Source organism: Chryseobacterium sp. 27AL (assembly GCF_057815395.1).
In genome coordinates, this window is the sequence record NZ_JBYRIW010000014.1 from 35,190 (window position 1) to 54,989 (window position 19,800).

18 protein-coding genes and 2 tRNA genes are annotated in these 19,800 nt (G+C 38.6%); 10 read left to right on the top strand and 10 right to left on the bottom strand.

The genetic code is table 11. From position 1 onward, the window contains the following. Window positions 1–160 precede the first annotated feature (160 nt). Window positions 161–1,165, bottom strand: coding sequence for an o-succinylbenzoate synthase (menC, locus tag AC3WV0_RS15635; RefSeq protein WP_488847025.1), 1,005 nt, complete (start codon window positions 1,163–1,165; stop codon window positions 161–163). Beyond that, window positions 1,165–2,181, bottom strand: a complete 1,017-nt coding sequence (gene fbp / locus AC3WV0_RS15640; RefSeq protein ID WP_029295033.1) for a class 1 fructose-bisphosphatase — start codon at window positions 2,179–2,181, stop codon at window positions 1,165–1,167. Before fbp ends, menC begins: the two co-directional genes overlap by 1 nt. A gap of 314 nt (window positions 2,182–2,495) precedes the next feature. Here fbp and AC3WV0_RS15645 point away from each other — a divergent pair, with 314 nt between their 5' ends. The 7 genes from AC3WV0_RS15645 (at window position 2,496) to AC3WV0_RS15675 (ending at window position 8,108) form a co-directional block, all read left to right on the top strand. Continuing rightward, a complete protein-coding gene (locus tag AC3WV0_RS15645; protein WP_488847026.1) occupies window positions 2,496–3,734 on the top strand; it encodes an aspartate kinase in 1,239 nt (412 codons plus the stop codon). Between the two features lie 22 nt (window positions 3,735–3,756). Then, window positions 3,757–5,598, top strand: coding sequence for a bifunctional lysophospholipid acyltransferase family protein/GNAT family N-acetyltransferase (locus AC3WV0_RS15650; RefSeq protein WP_488847027.1), 1,842 nt, complete (start codon window positions 3,757–3,759; stop codon window positions 5,596–5,598). A gap of 97 nt (window positions 5,599–5,695) precedes the next feature. Further along, window positions 5,696–5,768: transfer RNA gene (locus AC3WV0_RS15655), tRNA-Phe, on the top strand. 111 nt (window positions 5,769–5,879) lie between these two features. After that, window positions 5,880–5,952, top strand: a tRNA-Phe gene (locus AC3WV0_RS15660). Between the two features lie 133 nt (window positions 5,953–6,085). After that, window positions 6,086–7,270, top strand: coding sequence for a thioredoxin family protein (locus AC3WV0_RS15665; RefSeq protein ID WP_488847028.1), 1,185 nt, complete (start codon window positions 6,086–6,088; stop codon window positions 7,268–7,270). Next, a complete protein-coding gene (locus AC3WV0_RS15670; RefSeq protein ID WP_488847029.1) occupies window positions 7,267–7,899 on the top strand; it encodes a DUF3575 domain-containing protein in 633 nt (210 codons plus the stop codon). The genes AC3WV0_RS15665 and AC3WV0_RS15670 overlap by 4 nt, the downstream gene beginning before the upstream one ends. Before the next feature lie 5 nt (window positions 7,900–7,904). Continuing rightward, the gene (locus AC3WV0_RS15675; protein ID WP_488847030.1) at window positions 7,905–8,108 is read left to right on the top strand and encodes a hypothetical protein; all 204 of its coding nucleotides are present in this window, start codon (window positions 7,905–7,907) and stop codon (window positions 8,106–8,108) included. A gap of 91 nt (window positions 8,109–8,199) precedes the next feature. On the opposite strand, the gene AC3WV0_RS15680 is transcribed toward AC3WV0_RS15675, so the two are convergent. Then, the gene (locus AC3WV0_RS15680) at window positions 8,200–9,411 is read right to left on the bottom strand and encodes an exo-beta-N-acetylmuramidase NamZ family protein (protein WP_488847031.1); all 1,212 of its coding nucleotides are present in this window, start codon (window positions 9,409–9,411) and stop codon (window positions 8,200–8,202) included. 4 nt (window positions 9,412–9,415) lie between these two features. On the opposite strand from AC3WV0_RS15680, the gene AC3WV0_RS15685 reads away from it, so the two are divergent. Continuing rightward, window positions 9,416–10,645, top strand: a complete 1,230-nt coding sequence (locus AC3WV0_RS15685) for an ABC transporter permease (protein WP_488847032.1) — start codon at window positions 9,416–9,418, stop codon at window positions 10,643–10,645. Between the two features lie 252 nt (window positions 10,646–10,897). After that, window positions 10,898–11,881 (top strand): PLP-dependent cysteine synthase family protein, encoded by a 984-nt coding sequence (locus tag AC3WV0_RS15690; RefSeq protein WP_488847033.1) that lies wholly within the window; start codon window positions 10,898–10,900, stop codon window positions 11,879–11,881. 89 nt (window positions 11,882–11,970) lie between these two features. Here AC3WV0_RS15690 and AC3WV0_RS15695 read toward each other — a convergent pair whose 3' ends face one another. The 3 genes from AC3WV0_RS15695 to AC3WV0_RS15705 form a co-directional block, all read right to left on the bottom strand. Next, on the bottom strand, window positions 11,971–12,498 hold the full coding sequence (locus tag AC3WV0_RS15695) for a YcxB family protein (RefSeq protein WP_488847034.1): 528 nt from the start codon (window positions 12,496–12,498) through the stop codon (window positions 11,971–11,973). Window positions 12,499–12,596: 98 nt separating this feature from the next. Next, complete coding sequence (locus AC3WV0_RS15700; RefSeq protein ID WP_488847035.1) at window positions 12,597–12,896, bottom strand: chaperone modulator CbpM; 300 nt, start codon at window positions 12,894–12,896, stop codon at window positions 12,597–12,599. A 3-nt stretch (window positions 12,897–12,899) separates the two neighbouring features. Next, the gene (locus AC3WV0_RS15705) at window positions 12,900–13,811 is read right to left on the bottom strand and encodes a DnaJ C-terminal domain-containing protein (RefSeq protein ID WP_488847036.1); all 912 of its coding nucleotides are present in this window, start codon (window positions 13,809–13,811) and stop codon (window positions 12,900–12,902) included. Between the two features lie 93 nt (window positions 13,812–13,904). Between AC3WV0_RS15705 and AC3WV0_RS15710 the strand changes: the two genes are divergently transcribed. Continuing rightward, complete coding sequence (locus tag AC3WV0_RS15710; RefSeq protein WP_488847037.1) at window positions 13,905–15,104, top strand: dicarboxylate/amino acid:cation symporter; 1,200 nt, start codon at window positions 13,905–13,907, stop codon at window positions 15,102–15,104. Window positions 15,105–15,240: 136 nt separating this feature from the next. On the opposite strand, the gene AC3WV0_RS15715 is transcribed toward AC3WV0_RS15710, so the two are convergent. The 4 genes from AC3WV0_RS15715 to AC3WV0_RS15730 form a co-directional block, all read right to left on the bottom strand. Beyond that, entirely contained in the window at window positions 15,241–15,627 is a 387-nt protein-coding gene (locus AC3WV0_RS15715) for an HU family DNA-binding protein (protein ID WP_488847038.1), read from the bottom strand. A 373-nt stretch (window positions 15,628–16,000) separates the two neighbouring features. Next, window positions 16,001–16,384 (bottom strand): DUF779 domain-containing protein, encoded by a 384-nt coding sequence (locus AC3WV0_RS15720; protein ID WP_488847039.1) that lies wholly within the window; start codon window positions 16,382–16,384, stop codon window positions 16,001–16,003. A 371-nt stretch (window positions 16,385–16,755) separates the two neighbouring features. Further along, the gene (gene adhP / locus AC3WV0_RS15725; protein ID WP_089859727.1) at window positions 16,756–17,793 is read right to left on the bottom strand and encodes an alcohol dehydrogenase AdhP; all 1,038 of its coding nucleotides are present in this window, start codon (window positions 17,791–17,793) and stop codon (window positions 16,756–16,758) included. A 438-nt stretch (window positions 17,794–18,231) separates the two neighbouring features. Then, window positions 18,232–19,761 (bottom strand): aldehyde dehydrogenase family protein, encoded by a 1,530-nt coding sequence (locus tag AC3WV0_RS15730; protein WP_488847040.1) that lies wholly within the window; start codon window positions 19,759–19,761, stop codon window positions 18,232–18,234. Window positions 19,762–19,800: the final 39 nt, after the last annotated feature.

A 19,800-nucleotide genomic window follows, 5' to 3' on the forward strand; every position in this document is an offset into this window, starting at 1 on the left:
CAATTACAGAAAGAACTTACCCTATTACTTTAGTTATTAATTGATTTTATTTTTCATTTCACTGCTGAATACATTTAATGAAATATCAAATCGATAATTAATAATTCTAAAATAATAGGATGAAATCATCAGAGAGATCTGAAAAATCCCATCCTTAAGATTAATTTTTAAAGTACAACAATTCTCCTTTCAAATCAAGATTTGACGGAAAATTATTGACAAATAAAGATCCGGTACCCAAACCTTGAGGCATCGGATTTTTTTTGGTAAATGTATATTGCGCAATGGCATTCAGACCGATATTGCTTTCGAGTGCAGAAGTGATCCACCATCCGATATTTCTTTTTTCAGCGAGGGAAATCCATTCATCAGACCCCGAAAAACCGCCGATTAAAGAGGGTTTTAAAATAATATACTGAGGTTTTACCGTGTCAAGCAACTCAATCTTTCGATCATTATTAATAATACCTATCAGTTCTTCATCTAATGCAATAGCAGTCGGAGTGTCTGAGCATAATTCCGCCATATCATGCCAGTTTCCTGCTTTTATGGGTTGTTCGATGGAATGGATATGAAGATCAGCTAATTGCTGTAACACCGTTTTAGCTTCGTCTTTTGAAAAACCTCCGTTGGCATCAACACGAAGTTCCAGGCTTTCTTTTGGAAATTTATTCCTTAATTTCTTAAGAATTTCATGCTCTGATTTCCAATCGACACCGATTTTCAATTTAATACAGTGAAAACCTTTCTCCAGCTTCTCCTGAATCTGCTCTTCCATATAATGAATGTCGCCCATCCAGATCAAGCCGTTGATAACAATAGCTTTTCCTCCTTCAGTAAATTCGCTTGGAAAATAAATATTTCCGCCGTTCTTCAGGTTTAAAATGGCCTGCTCATAGCCAAACCAAATTGACGGAAATTCTTTCAGTTCTTCTTTTAAAATTTTGGAATTCTGATGAATATTTTCACAAAGCCACTGAAGTTTTTTTTCATAGTCAGGACTGTCATCAAAGCTTAAACCTCTGAAAATCCCACATTCTCCTATTCCTTTCTTTCCATTTTCTGAAATTTCAAGAATAAAAGTTTCTTTTTCAAGCAAAACGCCGCGAGATGTTCCACTCGGGCGTTTGAATTCTAATAAATATCTGAAATATTCTGCTTTCATTATTTTACACTGTCGATTCTCATAAATTCCTCCGCTTTTTCCACCATATCAATACTTCCACAGAAGAAAGGAATTCTCTGATGCAGTTCGGTAGGTTCAATTTCAAGAATTCTTCTGAATCCGTCCGTTGCCTTTCCACCTGCTTGTTCAGCCAGGAAAGCCATTGGATTACATTCATATAATAATCTCAACTTTCCGTTCGGAGCCTGTGAATAAGAAGGATAAATATAAATTCCTCCTTTCAGCATATTTCTGTGAAAATCAGCGACAAGCGAACCGATATATCTTGAGGTATAAGGTCTGTCACCTTCTTCCATCTGGCAATATTTAAGGTAATTTTTTACTCCTTGTGGGAACTTTATATAATTTCCTTCATTGATTGAATAAATCTTTCCTGTCTTTGGGAAAGTCATATTCGGATGCGATAGATAATAAGTTCCTAACGAAGGATCAAGTGTAAAGCCATTTACCCCGTTTCCTGTAGTGTACACAATCATGGTTGATGATCCGTAGATTACATATCCTGCCGCAATCTGATTGATTCCTTTCTGTAAAAAATCTTCCAGCTGAACTGGTGTCCCGGGCTCGGTGACTCTCCTGTAAATCGAGAAAATCGTACCCACAGAAACATTGACGTCAATATTGGAAGAACCGTCTAGAGGATCGATCAATACAACATATTTACTTAAATGTCCGTTTTCGCCACATTTAATATCGATGAAATCATCATTTTCTTCGGAAGCAATTCCGCAGACAACCTCTCGCTGAGACAAAGCGGTAATAAAAATTTCATTGGCAATCACATCCAGTTTCTGCTGTTCTTCACCCTGAATATTCTGGTTTCCCGCAGCGCCCGCGATGTCTACAATTCCTGCTTTATTAACTTCTCTGTTTACTACTTTTGAAGCCAGTCTTATCGCGCTCAGAAGCCGGGAAAACTCTCCCGTGGAATACTGAAAATCGTCTTGTCTGTCAATAAGAAACTCTCCTAAAGTCTGTAATGGTCGTTCTGACATATTTTGCTTTTTACGTTTCCTCCAAATTTCGTAAAATTTATCACATTTAAAAATAATTATTAAGAAAAGATCTTATCCACTGTTTATCAATAATATACTGAATAATTTTCAGACTTTTAATTAGGACTTATCATAAAAATCTTCCCCGGATGACATGATTATATGATGATAAATTACGGAGATTAATAATTTTAATGAAATCTTAAGCTCATGGTGATTCAACGCTATTTCATATCTCGTTGTAAATGTATAATTTTGTGACCCGTAAAATATTCCCACAAATTTTATCTAACAATTTTATTATTAACAATTTAATGAAAATTTTCAAGTTTGGTGGAGCATCGGTAAAAGATGCTGAAAGTGTAAGAAATGTGTCCATGGTATTAAAAAGCCAGGGATTTGCCAAGTGTCTGCTGGTCATTTCAGCGATGGGCAAAACGACGAATGAGTTGGAAAAAGTAGTGGAGCTTTATTTCAAGAAAGATAACTATCAAACTGAGATTGAAAAAATAAAACGAAAGCACATTGAAATTGCGGAAGGATTATTCCCTGAAAACCATGCTGTTTTTGCAGAAATCAACTTATTTTTTGATGATATAGATTCGTTTTTAAGAAGAAACAAATCTCCGAATTACAACTTCGTTTACGATCAGGTGGTAAGCTGTGGAGAAATGATTTCGACAAAAATTGTGAGTGAATATTTAAACGAAATTCAATTCATCAATCAATGGCTGGATGCAAGAGATTACGTAAAAACAGATAATTCTTACAGAGAAGGTGTGGTAGATTGGGTAAAAACTGAAGAATTTATTTCACACTTAAATAAAGAAATCTGCTATGTGACTCAGGGATTTATCGGTTCTGATGAAAATAATTTCACAGTAACTTTAGGAAGAGAGGGCTCCGACTACTCCGCTGCAATTTTTGCCTATTGCCTTAATGCTGATGCTATGACAATCTGGAAAGACGTTCCGGGCGTAATGACGGGTGATCCAAGAAAATTCAAAGATGTAAGATTACTTTCCAATATTTCGTATGAAGAAGCCATTGAAATGGCCTATTACGGTGCAAGCATTATTCACCCTAAAACATTGCAGCCGCTTCAGCAAAAGAATATTCCTTTTTATGTAAAATCCTTCGTGGATCCTACCAAAGAAGGTACGAAAGTAGGTGCATCCGACAAAAATCAGAGTGAAGAATCTTATATTTTAAAAGAAAATCAAACCCTACTAAAAATCTCAACACGTGACTTCTCATTCATCGCAGAAGACCATATGAGTTTAATTTTCGGATATTTGTCAAAATACAAAATCAAGGTTTCTCTGATGCAGAATTCTGCGATTTCATTGGCATTATGTCTTGAAGATAAATTTAATACCATCGATGAACTGAATGAAGAACTTCAGAAAATATTCCGCACGGAAATAGTAAAAAATGTATCTTTATTTACTGTAAGAAATGCGAAGATGGACCATATAGATCAATTTTACCGGGAAAAAAGTGTATTATTGGAGCAGATTTCGAAGAATACACTTCAAATGGTAACACAATAAAACTAATTGCGACTAAACACACATGAGTTTAATTTCGAAAAACGATTTGATAAAGGCTTCCGGCTTGAATAAAATAGGATTTCTTAAGAATCCTGTAGCATCTGCCGTAATGAGCATTGCTAAAATAAATGAAGTAAACAAATTATACGATAAATTAAAAGACAAGGAAGGCAAAGACTTTTTCGACTCATTTGTGAGAGAGCGGAACTTAAGCTATATAGCTTTTGAAGAAGATCTGGCAAAAATCCCTAAAACAGGACCGTTCATTCTTGTTTCCAATCATCCGCTGGGCGCAATTGATGGTATTTTAATGTGTAAAATACTTTCGGAAGTACGTCCGGATTTCAAGGTGATGGGTAATTTCCTTCTGGAAAAAATCAAACCGATGGAACCGTACGTCATTCCGGTGAACCCTTTTGAAAACAGAAAAGAAGCTTACAGCAGCTCATCCGGAATGCGCGAAACATTAAAGCATTTGCAAAACGGAGGCTGTGTGGGAATTTTCCCTGCAGGAGAAGTTTCAAATAAAAATAATCCTTATGGAGAGATTTTAGATAAGGAATGGGAAAAACCGGCACTCAAGCTGATAAGAATGGCTAAAGTGCCGGTGGTTCCTATGTATTTTCATGCTAAAAACAGCAGAATGTTTTATCAGGTAGCCAAGCTTCATCCGAGCCTGCAGACCATGATGCTTCCCGCAGAAATGATGAACGACAGGGAAAAACCTATCAGAATCAGAATCGGAAAGCCTATTGCCGTGAAAGCGATGGATGATATGGAAAGTATTGAAGAACTGGGTGATTTTTTGAAACGTAAGGTTTACATGATGAAATCTTATTATGAAAAAAGAAAATCTCTGGCACAAAGTATTAACCTTCAGAATCTTTCGGTAAAATTTCCTTTGATGAAGGAAGAGAACATTGTCCAGAATATTATTGATGAAACTCCGAAAGAAGACATTTTAAACGACATCAAAAAACTCAAAGGCACCGATAAAATGTTCTTCAGCAATGGAAATTATGAGGTATATTTCACCAATTACGAGGAAATTCCTTCGATCATGAGAGAGATAGGCCGTCAGAGAGAGCTCACTTTCCGGGCCGTAGGAGAAGGAAGCAATTTACCTTTCGATCTTGATGAATATGACAAGCATTATCACCATCTTTTTCTTTGGGACAATGCTGAAGAAAAACTCGTTGGAGCTTATAGAATGGCTCTTGGAAGAGAAGTCATGAAGAAATTCGGCATCAAAGGATTTTATACAAGTTCATTATTTGAATTTGAACAGGACATTCATCCATTCTTTAAAAAAGTGATTGAAATGGGACGTGCCTACATCTGCCAGGAATATCAGCAAAAACCACTTCCCCTTTTCCTTCTCTGGAGAGGAATCGTTCACGTTTGCCTGAGAAATCCGGATCATAAATTCCTTATGGGAGGTGTAAGTATCTCCAACAAGTTTTCCGAATTTTCAAAATCTCTGATGATTGAGTTTATGCGTTCGAATTATTACGATTCAGCCGTAGCACAATATATTACTCCAAGAAATGAATATAAAGTGAAGCTTCGTGACAGAGACAAGCATTTATTTTTCGAAGAGATGGAATCTGATTTGAACAAACTCGATAAAATTATCGACGACCTTGAGCCGGAGCTAAGGCTGCCTGTTTTAATTAAGAAATATATCAAGCAGAATGCGAAAGTAATTGCCTTTAATGTAGATCCAAACTTTAATGATGCGATCGACGGATTAATGTACATCAGAATCAGCGATCTTCCGGAAAGTACGATCAAGCCAGTATTAGAAGAGATGAGTGAGCAAATTAGAAAGGAACAGGAAAATAATTCGGTTGAGAATCAGTAGGTTTTTAAGTTTTGTTAAAAAAAACATTGTTAATACTTGCTTCATATATCAAAACTTACTACTTTTGCATCACTTTAAAACAACGAAGTAAAAGAATGGTTTCTTAGCTCAGTTGGTAGAGCAATGGATTGAAAATCCATGTGTCCCTGGTTCGATTCCTGGAGAAACCACACAAAACCACCTGTAAAAAGGTGGTTTTCTTTTCAAAACTGTTTTAAATAAATTTGCAGAATGTAATAATTATTATTACTTTTGCACCACTTCAAACGAAGTACAAATTTGGTTTCTTAGCTCAGTTGGTAGAGCAATGGATTGAAAATCCATGTGTCCCTGGTTCGATTCCTGGAGAAACCACACAAAAGTCATCTCACATGGGATGGCTTTTTGTTTTATGTCATATTATGATGTTAAGTTATCCATAAAATCATAATAATTACCCCTTACTTATGTTGAAAATAAGTATATTCGCTTTTTAATTTTGTTGAAAATGAAGAAGATTATTACCGTTTTGTTTTTATTTTCATGTATTGTAGCATTTGCCCAGGAAGGTATACAGTTTCAGGAACTGCCTTTTAAAGATCTTATCGCAAAGGCAAAGAAAGAAAAAAAAATACTTTTTATTGATGCCTATACTTCATGGTGTGGTCCCTGCAAAATGATGGAAAGAAATACTTTCACAAAAAAAACAGTGGGCGATTACTACAATTCAAACTTTGTGAATGCGAGATTTGATATGGAAAAAGGAGAAGGAAGAGAAATTGCCGCTAAATTCGGCGTACGCTCTTACCCAACCTATCTGTTTCTAAATGGCGACGGCGAACTTGTTTCACAAAATTTCGGTTATATGGAAGAAAACATGTTTCTGTCAATGGCAAAAGATGTTAATTCACCCAACAACAAAAAGGGAACATTAAAGGAACGTTTTGAAAAAGGTGAAAAAGATCCTGAGTTCCTGATGAACATCATGAGACTCAACTCAACATCTGATTTTGATTTTGCCCAAAAAGCTTCGGAAAGATATTTTGAAAATAAGGAAAAAGGAGCTGAACTCACGAAAGATGATGTAGGTCTTTTATTATTCTTTTTGAAATCTTCTGAAGATAAAAATTATACATTTTTCACCCAAAGAAAATCAGAGATCATCAAATTTTTACCTGAAGAAACTTACCGGGAATTCGATAATCAGCTTAAATTGGGAAAAGTCGTTGAACAGTCTATCGACCGACAAAATAAGAGAATTAATGATGATTATTTTATGAAAACGGCTGAGCCATTGGTTGGGAAACATGATGCAGAGGTAAAACTCAACCAGACTAAGCTGAGCTATTATGAGCAAAATGCAAATTTTCCGGAATATGAAAAAGCGGCCCTGGCTTATTACCGAAATTCAGAAGCATTTGAACCCAACGAATTATTGAAAGCTGCCTGGGTATTCTCTGAGCATATTACCAATCCTTCTTCACTAAAAAAAGCTGCAGAATGGGCGGAAAAATCAGTGATGCGTGGTGAAACCTCTGAAAACACCTACATTCTTGCTAAACTCTATTTCCTTACCGGGAACAAAGATCAGGCGAAAACATATGCTGAAATGTCCAAAAATATGGCCACCCAGGCTCAGAAAGATTCTACGTTAGCAGATGCATTACTAAATCAAATCAACAACAGCAAATGATGAAAATTACATTCATTATAGCGTTTCTTATCTCTTTTTTACTAGGAAGTTTACAAGCTCAGGAAGTAAAGCAAAGTAGTGAAACCAGTGTCTATGTGAAAGGTAATGCACTACTCATTCCTATTGGAATTGTTAATCTAGCTGTTGAACACCAACTTACCCAAAAAATTACTGTACAGGGAGATGTGCTGATTTCACCATGGAAATCGTTTGCAGGACATGAACTGCAGTATTACTCTGTTTCTGCGGAAGGCAGATATTATTTTAACGAAGCATTCAGACATTTTTATGTCGGCGCAAATATTGCAGCCTCATCATTTACCTTACAAAAGTGGAATTATTGGTCCGATGGCCCTTATTATAATGATTTTGGAGAAGTTTTCGTTACTTCCAATCTTTATCAGAAAGGCTATTCGCTAATTGTAGGTGTTACGTTGGGATATCAATTTAAAGTTTCCGACAGATGGAATATTGACTTGTACGGAACTGTAGGAACTTCACAGGACTTTTACAAAGGCTACGACAAAACCACCGGAGAACGCTACGACCGAAAAGATAATAAATTCAACAGAAGTGGCGAAATTCTACCTTACAGAGGAGGCGTCATGATTTCTTATAAATTAAAATAATCCCAATGAAACTATTCGGAAAAAATCACCTGATCATCTGCATTATCACTTTTGCCATTCTTTTCCTGATGAATTATCTCGGAAATAATGAAGCGGATAAACTTCAACGAGCTTTAATGATAGGTGCCGCAGGTGTAATAGGCTTATCAATAGGCCTGTTTATAATGAACAAAGGTAAAGATGATAAAACGCCGCACGATTTTGACTGAGGACAATGAATGGTTAATGGTCAATTCGCTAAGCTCGTGAATTTTCTAAATTGGCTGGCAAAGCCAAAATTGACGATTGACTATTCACTTTTTAATTTTCATAAATAATATATTTCCTTCTTATTTTTTCAAATTGTTCCAGACCAGTTTTCCATGAAGCTTTAATCTCAGCGATGGATTTTCCTGAAATAATCTGCTTTCTCAGTTCGTCACTTCCTGCTAACGTATCAAACCAAAAGTTCTTACCCGCAGCAGGTTTAAGAAAAAAATCAAGTTCAGGGTTTTTATAGTTTTTATACGCTTTGATAACCCATTCCAGATGCAAAGCTCTTAAATCTTCAGGATAGTTTGAAAGATTTTCTCCAAAACAAAGTTTTCCATTTAAGAAAGGATCTTTTGCTCCGAAATTGGGTTTAGGAGTAAATTGATACGGCAAATCTTTCGTCCATGGTGAACCATAAATCTGGAAAGGCAAATCCGTTCCTCTCCCGACAGAAACCTGAGTGCCTTCAAAAAAGCATAAACTTGGATACAGATTAATAGATTTATCATTAGGTAAATTGGGCGAAGGCTTTTCTAAAACCGGATATCTTAATTTTTTATGATAATTTTTCATGCGAATCAGGGTATATTTTGCCTGAATCCCGTTTTTCAGCCACTTTTCTCCATTTACCATTTTACCATACTCCCCTATTGTCAGGCCATAAACAACAGGAACCTCGTGCATCCCTACAAAACTTGTCCATTGTTTCTTTAAAACAGGTCCATCTGTATAGCCATCGTGAGGGTTTGGACGGTCAAGCACCATCACCTCAACATTATTTTCTGCGGCAGCCTCCATCAGGTAAGTCAATGTAGAGATATACGTGTAAAAGCGAACTCCGACGTCCTGTATATCAAAAACCATCACATCAATTCCTTTTAACTGCTCGGGTTTTGGCTTCTTATTGTTTCCATACAGAGAAATAATGGGAATTCCTGTTTTTACATCAACTCCGTTTTTCACCTTTTCACCTGCATCGGCATCGCCTCTAAAGCCATGTTCCGGGGCAAAGATGGATTTAATCTTAATTCCTTTCTGTACCAAAAAATCAACTACATGTATTCTGTTGCTCATTAGCCCGGTCTGGTTGGTAACAACACCTATAGTTTTACCCTTCAGCAAAGGCAAATATACTTCCGGCTGATCGGCACCTGTCTTAAAACCGCCTTGAGCTTGAGTCTGAGAATAATATTGTTGGAATACTCCTAAAAAAATTAGGCAAATAAGAAGTAAATTTTTAATTTTGAAATCTAAATTCATAAGCTTGAAATTTCCTTTATATTTCTCTAGAAAAATAGCGTTTTCCAAAGATAACAAAAATAACCTTTCAAGGGTGATCATCTTCATCGGCAGGCTTTCTGTAGCGTTGGGAATTATTGTTTCTTTAATTACCGTTTCTACAGGATTCGGTTCTAAAAAGGCGATCAAAGAGAGACTGGCAGATTTCAGCGGACACATCACCGTAAAATCGACGAGATCAAACTCATCCTATAACACCTCCGTTCTTGACAATCAGGGGTTGGATGTTAAGAAAATCCGCCAGCTTCCTGATGTAGAGTCGGTACAGAAATATGCGATGCTCACAGGCATCATGAGAAACGAGCACAACTTTGCCGGAATCATTTTTAAAGGAATAGGAAAAGATTTTGACAGCTTAAGATTTAAAAAATTCCTGATTGCAGGAACTACGCCGACTATCACTGAAAAAGGATACAATAATGGCGTGGTGATTTCCCAGAAAGTTGCCAATGATCTTCACCTTAAAGTAAAGGACAGTATTGTCACCGTATTTTCAAGGGCAGACCAGCAGCCTATTTACAGGAAATTTGAAGTATTGGGAATTTACAAAACTGATATTAAGATGATAGACGATCAGTTTGTGATCGGAGACATCAACCACGTACGGAAAATTCAGGATATGAAGCCTGATGAAGTAGGTGGTATTGATATTTTCTTTAAAAATGTAAATGATGCAGATACGGATTTTCCTGAGATCGAAAAGCTGATCGGCTATAAAAACTATGCCGAAAAAGCGACCGAGAAATTTCCCCAAATCACAGACTGGATCAGTATTTTTGACACGAATATTGCCCTTATCATCATCATTATGCTGATTGTTGTGGTGATTAATATCATTATGGTTCTTTTAATTCTTATTATCGAGAGAACCAACTCCATAGGACTTCTTAAAACCCTTGGTGCCAACAATTCTCAGATTAGGGCCACATTTATCAATTATACACTCATCATCATGATTCCCGGACTTCTGTATGGAAACCTGATCGGTCTCGGGTTGATCTTAATTCAGAAGTTTTTTGGCATTATCAAGCTCAACCCTGAGAACTATTACGTGAGTACCGTTCCGGTGGATCTCAACCCATTTGTTATCATTTCCATCTCTCTGGGTATTCTGATTATTTCGGGGCTTGCGCTTATCATTCCAAGCTACCTGATCAGCAAAATTTCTCCGGTGAAGGCGATTAAATATAATTAAAGGTGAATGCTAAATCGTGAATTTACTTCGCGTGTGAATTTTAGAATAACTGGGAAATTGGCCATTGATCTGCAGAAATTAACTATTGACATTAATGCTGAATGGTGAATTTTGCTTCACAAGTGAATATAGAATCACAGGAAAATTAACCCTTGACTCTTAGAAATTGACCATTGACATTCTTTAATCCTACCATCCCTTAAGCTCAATAAAATTTAAAGCCGTATCTTTGCCATGCTTTAAAAAACATTTATGAAATACGCAAACAACATCCTCGAAACTATAGGAAATACACCGCTGGTAAAGCTTAACAAAGTTTTGGGTGAAGATTTTCCGGCATTAGTTTTGGCAAAGGTGGAAACCTTCAATCCCGGGAATTCTGTAAAAGACAGAATGGCCGTGAAAATGATTGAAGACGCAGAAAAAGACGGAAGACTGAAGCCAGGAGGAACGATCATCGAAGGAACTTCCGGAAATACAGGGATGGGGCTGGCTCTTGCAGCGATCATCAAAGGATACAAATGTATTTTTGTAACCAACTCAAAACAATCAAAAGAAAAATGTGATATTTTACGTGCTCTGGGTGCTGAAGTTATTGTCTGCCCAACTGATGTGAAACCTACCGATCCGCGTTCTTACTATTCTGTTTCTAAAAGACTTGCTAATGAAACCGAAAACGGCTGGTATGTCAATCAGTATGATAACCTGTCTAACAGAGCAGCACACTATGAGTCTACCGCTCCCGAGATCTGGGAACAGACCGAAGGAAAGCTGACCCATTTTGTAGTCGGAGCCGGAACAGGAGGTACGATTACCGGTTGCGGAAGATTCTTTAAAGAGAAAAACCCGGATATCAAGGTAATCGGCGTTGATACTTACGGTTCTATACTAAAAGAATTTCATGAAACCGGCGAGCTTCATTACGATCATGCCTACGCCTATATTACGGAAGGAATCGGGGAAGATATTATCCCTGAAAACTATGATATGGCGGTTATTGATCATTTTGAAAAAGTAACAGATAAAGACGGTGCCATTTACGCCAGAAAGCTGGCGAAAGAAGAAGGAATTTTCTGCGGATATTCTGCGGGGAGCGCCATCGCCTCTTTGGTACAGATGAAAGATCAGTTCACGAAAGATGATGTTATCGTAGTTCTGCTTCATGACCACGGATCCAGATATGTAGGAAAGATCTACAATGATGAATGGATGCAGGAAATGGGCTGGCTGGATTAACGGTCATCTCTTTAAATACATAAAGAACTCAGAGCAAATGTTCTGAGTTCTTGTATTTTATTAAACTATTTCCTGACAGATGTTATTTGTTATTCCTTAATTCTTTGCTTTAAAACCTGCTTTAAAAAGCTGTAATCTTTCTCGCTCATTGACTTTCTGGGAAACATGTAGCTGTGTTTACCTTCAATGCTGATGAATTCATTGTTGCTGTCGAAAAACTCAAAATCTTTCCATTCGCTGGTTTCTTTATCACCATCGATATTGACGGTAAAAAATTGATCGTCAAATCTGATCTCATAGATGCTGCAGTTCTCAAGCTTGGTTAAATAATGTCCCACATGCTTTTTCCATCTGGAGACTTTGTTAATGCTTACCGAAAGAAAAACGGCACACAACAGGAACAGAAAACTGACAAAATATAAGATTCCCGCTTTCTCTTTGCTGAAACCATCTCTGAAAAATAATAAGATCAGTAAGATAAGACCTACCACAATGGTTGTTATTGTTTTCCCCCGTGTTGTTGACGAAAAAAACAGGCTTCCCTGGTTTCCGCTGAAATAGATCTCTTCAAAGTCCTGCCTTTTAGGCTTCAGAACGATCACTCTCTCTTCACTCATATTGATTAATTATAAATACAAATATAAGTTTTTCCCTTAATCCATTTCAGCAAACCCTTATACGCTCCTACTCTCAAACTCTACAACTCTCAAACTCATTATTCGTCATACTTATCACTGATCGCAGAAAGCTTATTCATCAGCTCGCGATTCTTCTGTTTCAGTTCGTCCATTTTCCTGAGCATATCATGAATCACTTCAAGCCCCGGAAGATTGATCTCAAGGTCATAATGCCAGTTGGCAAATCTTTCAAAGGACGGCAGATCTTCATACATCAGATAACGAATCTCATTTTCTGTGTGAACATGCAGCAAACCGGAATCGACCAGTTCATCAAAAAAAGTAACCTCAATATTGTATATTTTTACGAGTTCTTCCCGTGATATTCTTTCACTCATGGCTTAGGAATTTTTAAGTTGTTCGAAAAGTTGTTTCTGCTGATCGGTAAGGTTCGTTGGCAGTTTTACGTCGTACGTCACAAACAGGTCACCAAATTGTCCTTCTTTCTTATACACCGGAAAACCTTTTCCTTTTAATCGTACAGTCACTCCGTTCTGCGTTTCGGGTTTTACTTTTAGGTTAACGCTTCCTGTCAGCGTGTTTACTTTCACGTCACCTCCCAGAACAGCAGTGTAAAGATCAATAGAAACCTTGGTTTTCAGATCATCACCAATTCTTTCAAAATCAGGATCTGCCGGAATATTGAAGGTAATATATAAATCTCCTGCAGGACCTCCGTTGTAGCCCGGACTGCCGTGACCTTTCAGCTTGATCTGCTGGCCGTCATATACGCCTGCGGGAATTGTAATCCTTACTTTTTTACCATTAATATCAAAAGTCTGCTGATGCGTGGTGGCAGCATCCCTTAAGTTCAGATTCAGTTCTGCATGAACATCCTGTCCTTTAAATTTTCCTGAAGCGCTCCCTCTTGAACTTCTTCCGAAACCTCCGCCGCCAAACATGCTTTGAAAAAAATCTGAGAAATCCTCCCCTTCTCCAAAATCAGCACCGGAGAAACCACCGCCGAAATCACTGCCCTGGCTCTGATACTGCCTTTGTTGCTGCTGTGCTTTCTCATACTCTTCCCCATGCTTCCAGTGTTCGCCGTATTTATCATACTTGGCCCGGTTTTCAGGATTGCTGAGCACCTCATTGGCCTCATTGATCTCTTTGAATTTTCTTTCTGCTTCCTTATCATCAGGATTCAGATCAGGATGAAGCTTTCTCGCAAGCTTTCGGTAAGCTTTTTTAATATCATCCTGGGTTGCGTTCTTATCTACGCCTAAAATTTTATAGTAGTCTATATAAGCCATAGAAACGTTTTTACTCAAATTTAAGCATTTTAGAAAGGAAATTTATATAATGAAGTGTTAAAAATAAAGCTATCTTTGAGTAAAAAGCGCCTTATGAAAGAAGTTCTGAAAAACTACTCCGGAATACTGCTTTTACTTCTCGGGATCACCATCGGAAGCATTATTGGTATCGTTGCACCCCAGGTTGTAGGGTATATAAAACCTTTGGGCGATATCTTTCTCAATTTACTTTTCGTAAGTGTGGTTCCCCTGGTCTTTTTTGCCGTCTCCAACTCTATTGCCTCTCTCGATCAGCAATCGAAATTCGGAAAGATCATCTTTACAATGGCGCTGACGTTCCTGCTTTTCATTTTAACGGCAGCCGTTTTCACGATCTGCGCAGTGTATCTGTTTCCAGTTTCGGGTGTTTCCGGAAGTAAGGAAGTGATCGATGAGGTTTCATCCCAGGAAAGCTGGGGCAACAGGATTGTAAGTTTTTTTACAGTCGGTGAATTTACACAGCTTTTTTCAAGGCAGAATATGCTGGCACTGCTCATTTTTGCATTCATGACCGGTTTTTCAGCGAGAAAGGCCGGAGAACGCGGACAATCTTTCAGAATGTTTATTGCCTCAGGATATGAGGTAATGAAAGAGCTCCTGTTGCTGATTATGAAGGCTGCACCTATTGGACTGGGTGCTTATTTTGCCTATCAGGTAGCTACTTTGGGGCCTCAGCTTTTCGGATTTTATGCTAAACCTTTAGGGCTTTATTATATTGCCGGTGTTATTTATTTCCTGGTATTTTTCTCACTGTATGCTTTTATAGCAGGAGGAATAAGCGGAATCAGGAATTTCTGGAAGAATGCTATTTACCCAACCGTAACAGCACTAAGTACCTGCAGCAGCTTTGCCACTATGCCAGCCAATTTGCAGGCAGCATCTAACATGGGAATTCCCAGTCAGATCTCTAACATTGTAATTCCTATTGGGACTACGCTTCATAAGAACGGCTCTTCGATGTCTTCAATCATTAAGATCTATGTTGCTTTTATGATTATTGGCAGAGATTTTTTTGATCCGATGAACCTGCTGTTAGCGTTAGGCATTACCGTTTTCGTCAGTATTGTAGCGGGCGGAATTCCCAATGGCGGATATATCGGCGAAATGCTGATGATCTCGGTGTATAAACTTCCCCAGGAAGCGATCCCTGCTGTGATGATTATCGGAACATTGGTAGATCCTTTAGCAACGGTTTTAAATGCGGTCGGGCAGTTGATTGCGTCAATGTTTGTCAATAGGTTTGTCAAGGTCTAATGCCGTTTAATTAATGTATTTAAAAGTACCTAACTATGTTTCATAAAAAACCTGCGCAGCTTTTATGCAAAAGGTGCGCAGGTTTGGAGTAACTCCTGCTTAGGTTTGAGGTAAAACCTGCGCAGGTTTTATACGTTTACTTGTCTTTGGTAAAAGTGGCCGTATTGAGTGCATCAGTAATACGCTTACCAGGACGGTAGTTTACCTTCGCTCCTTTGATAAGGCTTACATTAAACTTGTCGGCACTTTCGGCACTTCCACTGCTGAGACTGGGATAGAAACTCCCCAATTTGTCGAGTCTGATAATCTTGCTATTGGCAAGCTCTTTCTGAATGACGTTTTCGAGGGCAATGATGACTCCCCGAATATCTGCTTCACTGAGGGCAGAAAATTTTTCGATTTCTTTTACCAAGTCGTCGACGCTCATTTCGCCATCAGTCTTTACCTGTGCATACCACTTTTTGGTTCCTCCGCCAGTTACGCCTGGCTCACCGCGTTCAATCACTGTGTACTTGATAGACATTTGTGTAATTTTTTAAATTAGAGGATAAACTTAATGAAATAATTAACACAAAAGCCCTTTGTAGATAAACATCTACAAGGCTATAGAAATAGTTCTATAACCCGTTGTGCGTTTTGATTTACTTTCGTCACTTCGAGTAGATTTTGAAAAAATCGTATCAAGAAGTTTGACTATAAGCCACTGTACTCAAAAGTTCTCGATACGTTTTTTCTCCACTTTGTTACGAAAAAAATACTCGAACTGACGAATCCTATAACCAAATCTTACAAAATACCACTGGTATGATACAAATAAAAGGAAACAGATTATAGTAGTTATATTGTTGAAAATACCTTTAAAAATAATGTATACGAATCATCATTCTTTTAATGATTTATTCACTTCGCTTTACAGGTTCCAGGTTTTCCAGCTCTTCAGGAGTAAAGAGTCGATAATGAACTTTAAATGTTTTGCCTAAAGGGGTCTCGAGAGAAAATCCGCCCGGACCGAAGCCGTCGGTAATATCCAGTGTGAAATGGGAGTATTGCCAGTATTCGAACAGATCACGGTCGATCCAGAATTCGTGATTATTAATAGTGCCAATCATGGCATCATTCATTCTTGGATAAAACCCGCCTTTTTCGAAGCATTGCGGCTGTGTTCCTTCGCAACATCCACCCGCCTGGTAGAACATGAGATCACCGTATTTCTTCTCCAGCTCCCAGATTACTTCTAAGGCTTTTTCTGTAGCGGCAAGTCTTGATATTTTAGGTTTCATAATTTCTTTTGTTATTGATTGGCATAGCTCAAATTAAATAGTTTTGCTATTCGGGGTACTTCAATTATTTTAAGCAGCTGGGCTTTTTCTGAGTCTCAAGCAAATTTACTTTATACTTATAATAAGCAGTTGTGCATTTTACAAAATTTGATACGATCCGTCAGTTCGAGTATTTTTTCGTAACAAAGTGGAGAAAAATGTATCGAGAAAAGATTTATCTTCAGAAGTAAGAAACTTCTCAATACGATTTTTTCAAAATCTACTCGAAGTGACGAAAATATATCAAAATACAAAACGTGCTTACAATTCTTTTATACAAGTTAAAAAAAGTTCGGCGAAATTTCATTTCGCCGAACCAGACATTGTCATCATTAATTTGCACTTCCGGCAATATCGAGAACGATCCTTCCATCGATCTGTCCTTTTTTCATTTTATCAAAGACCTCGTTGATGTCTTCCAGTTTTGCAGCTGTAACGGTTGCTTTTACCAGTCCTTCGTTAGCAAAATCAAGTGCCTCCTGAAGATCTTTTCTTGTTCCGACAATGGAGCCTCTCACGGTAATTCTCTTAAGCACCGTTTCGAAGATCGGAAGCTCAAATGAACCGGGAGGAAGACCGTTCAGCGCAATGGTTCCTTTTCTTCTGAGGACGTCAATTCCCTGTTTAAAAGCGATGGGGGAAACAGCAGTAATCAATGCGCCGTGCATTCCGCCGACTTCTTTATGTAGGTATTCTCCAGGATCTGTGTTTCTTGCATTGACTACCAAATCTGCCCCGAGCTTTTTCGCCAGTTCCAATTTATCGTCCGCTACATCAATAGCTGCTACATGCATTCCCATTGCTTTTGCATACTGAACGGCAACATGTCCCAATCCTCCGATTCCGGAAATGGCTACCCATTCTCCGGGTTTTGTTTCAGTTTCTTTTAATCCTTTATATACGGTAACACCGGCACATAGTATGGGTGCGATCTCTAAAAAGTTGACATCACTTTTCAAATGTCCCACATATCTTGAATCGGCGATCACATATTCTGCAAAGCCACCGTCAACGCTATATCCTCCATTCTTCTGGGCTTCGCAAAGGGTTTCCCATCCTGTAATGCAGTAATCGCAGCATCCGCAGGCAGAATACAGCCAGGGCACCCCTACCGCATCTCCTTCTTTGACATAGGCTTCAGGACCACATGCGACAACAATTCCTACTCCTTCATGTCCGGGGATTAAAGGCATTTTGGGTTTTGCGGGCCAGTCGCCATCGACCGCATGAAGGTCTGTATGACAAACCCCACAGGCGATAACTTTTACCAGTACCTCATATCTTCCCGGCTCACGTACCGGAACTTCTTCAATTTTTAACGGCTGCCCGTACCCTTGTACCACCGCCGCCTTCATTGTTTTTGGAATCATATTCTGAGTTTAGTTTAGTTTTTTAATTTGTTATTTGTTAGATTTTCTTGAGTTTTGTCTTTTATTTCTCGCTGATTTCGCAGATTATTGTATTTATTTTAAAATGAATTTCCGCACAAAATCGAAATGCCTTTTTGACAATCTGAATCAATGTCAATATCCACGGGGTTGTTGCGTGAGGGATAGGAAGGGCGGCGAGGAACGAGCCGGTGCGGAGCGAAGCGGAGCACCGAAACGAAGTGCAGCCCTGGATAGCCCGGCCGTTTTGTCCCGGCCAGGGGCCGGGGCAAACGGGCACGCCCTAATATTAAATATAAAGATTATAAACCTTCACTCTTCCATGGAGTTCTTTTGTCTTAAAAACAAAAGAGCCAAAAATTCAAGACCTGGAAACTAAAGGTAAAGAAAATCAATTCTTTAGATCGAACTTACATTATATTAAAAGAAACCTAATTTGTTTTTGTTGTAAGAGATCAGCATATTCTTGGTCTGACGGTAATGATCGAGCATCATCTTGTGATTTTCTCTACCGATCCCCGACTGTTTGTAACCTCCGAACGGCGCTCCTGCAGGATAAGAATGGTATTGGTTTACCCAAACTCTTCCCGCCTGAATCTGACGCGGAATGTTGTATAACTGATGTGCATCTCTTGTCCATACTCCTGCTCCAAGGCCATAAATCGTATCATTCGCAATCTTAATGGCATCTTCTTCGTCTTTGAAAGTCGTAAACGCCAGCACTGGTCCGAAAATCTCTTCCTGGAAGATTCTCATCCTGTTGTTACCTTTGAAAATCGTTGGCTGGATATAGTATCCATCTTCAAGTCCTTCTCCAACATTGTTGACATCTCCTCCTACAAGCACTTCAGCCCCTTCTTCTTTGCCTAATTTGATATAGGAAAGGATTTTATCTTTCTGAATTTTAGAAGCCTGGGCTCCCATCATCACTGTTTTATCCAACGGATTTCCTACTTTGATGGCTTTTACCCTTTCGATCACTTTCGCAATAAATGCATCTGCTATATCTTCCTGAACAAGCAATCTTGACGGGCACGTACAGATTTCTCCCTGGTTCAGAGCAAAAAGAACGGCTCCTTCGATCGCTTTATCCAAAAACTCGTCATCGGCATCCATCACGGAACTGAAGAAAACGTTTGGAGATTTACCTCCCAATTCTAAGGTTACCGGAATAATGTTTTCCGTTGCATACTGCATCACAAGACGACCTGTCGCAGTAGATCCTGTGAATGCGGCTTTAGAAACTTTAGGATTGGTCACCAAAGCCCTCCCCAGTTCTGCACCGAAACCATTAACGATATTCACAACTCCCTCAGGCAGCAGATCGCCTATGATTTCCATTAAAACCATGATAGAAATTGGGGTGCTTTCCGCAGGTTTTAACACGACACAGTTTCCTGCCGCCAGGGCCGGAGCCAGTTTCCATACTGCCATCAGGATCGGGAAATTCCATGGAATGATTTGCGCAATAACGCCCAGCGGTTCATGAACGATCAGAGAAACAGTGTCTTTGTCCAGTTCATTATGTGATCCTTCTTCTGCTCTGATCACTGAAGCAAAGTACCTGAAATGGTCAACCGCCAATGGTAAATCTGCAGCCAGCGTTTCTCTCACCGCTTTACCGTTATCGATCGTCTCTACGGTTGCCAGATACTCCAGGTTCTGCTCGATCCTGTCTGCAATTTTATTTAAAATAACACTTCTTTCCGTAGATGAAGTATCTTTCCAGGTATGGAATGCTTTTTCTGCAGCATTTACTGCCAGCTCTAAATCTTCTTTGGAAGAATGTGCCGCCTGTGTAAACTGTTTTCCGTCAATAGGTGATACTACGTCAAAATATTCACCATTTACAGGAGCGGTAAACTTGCCATTAATGTAGTTATCGTATCTTTTTTTGAATTCAGGCCATTGCAATAATGTGTCTGATTGTTGTTGTGTTGTAGTGCTCATATTCGTACAATTTTTAATTTTTCTGTTACGCCAAGTTAC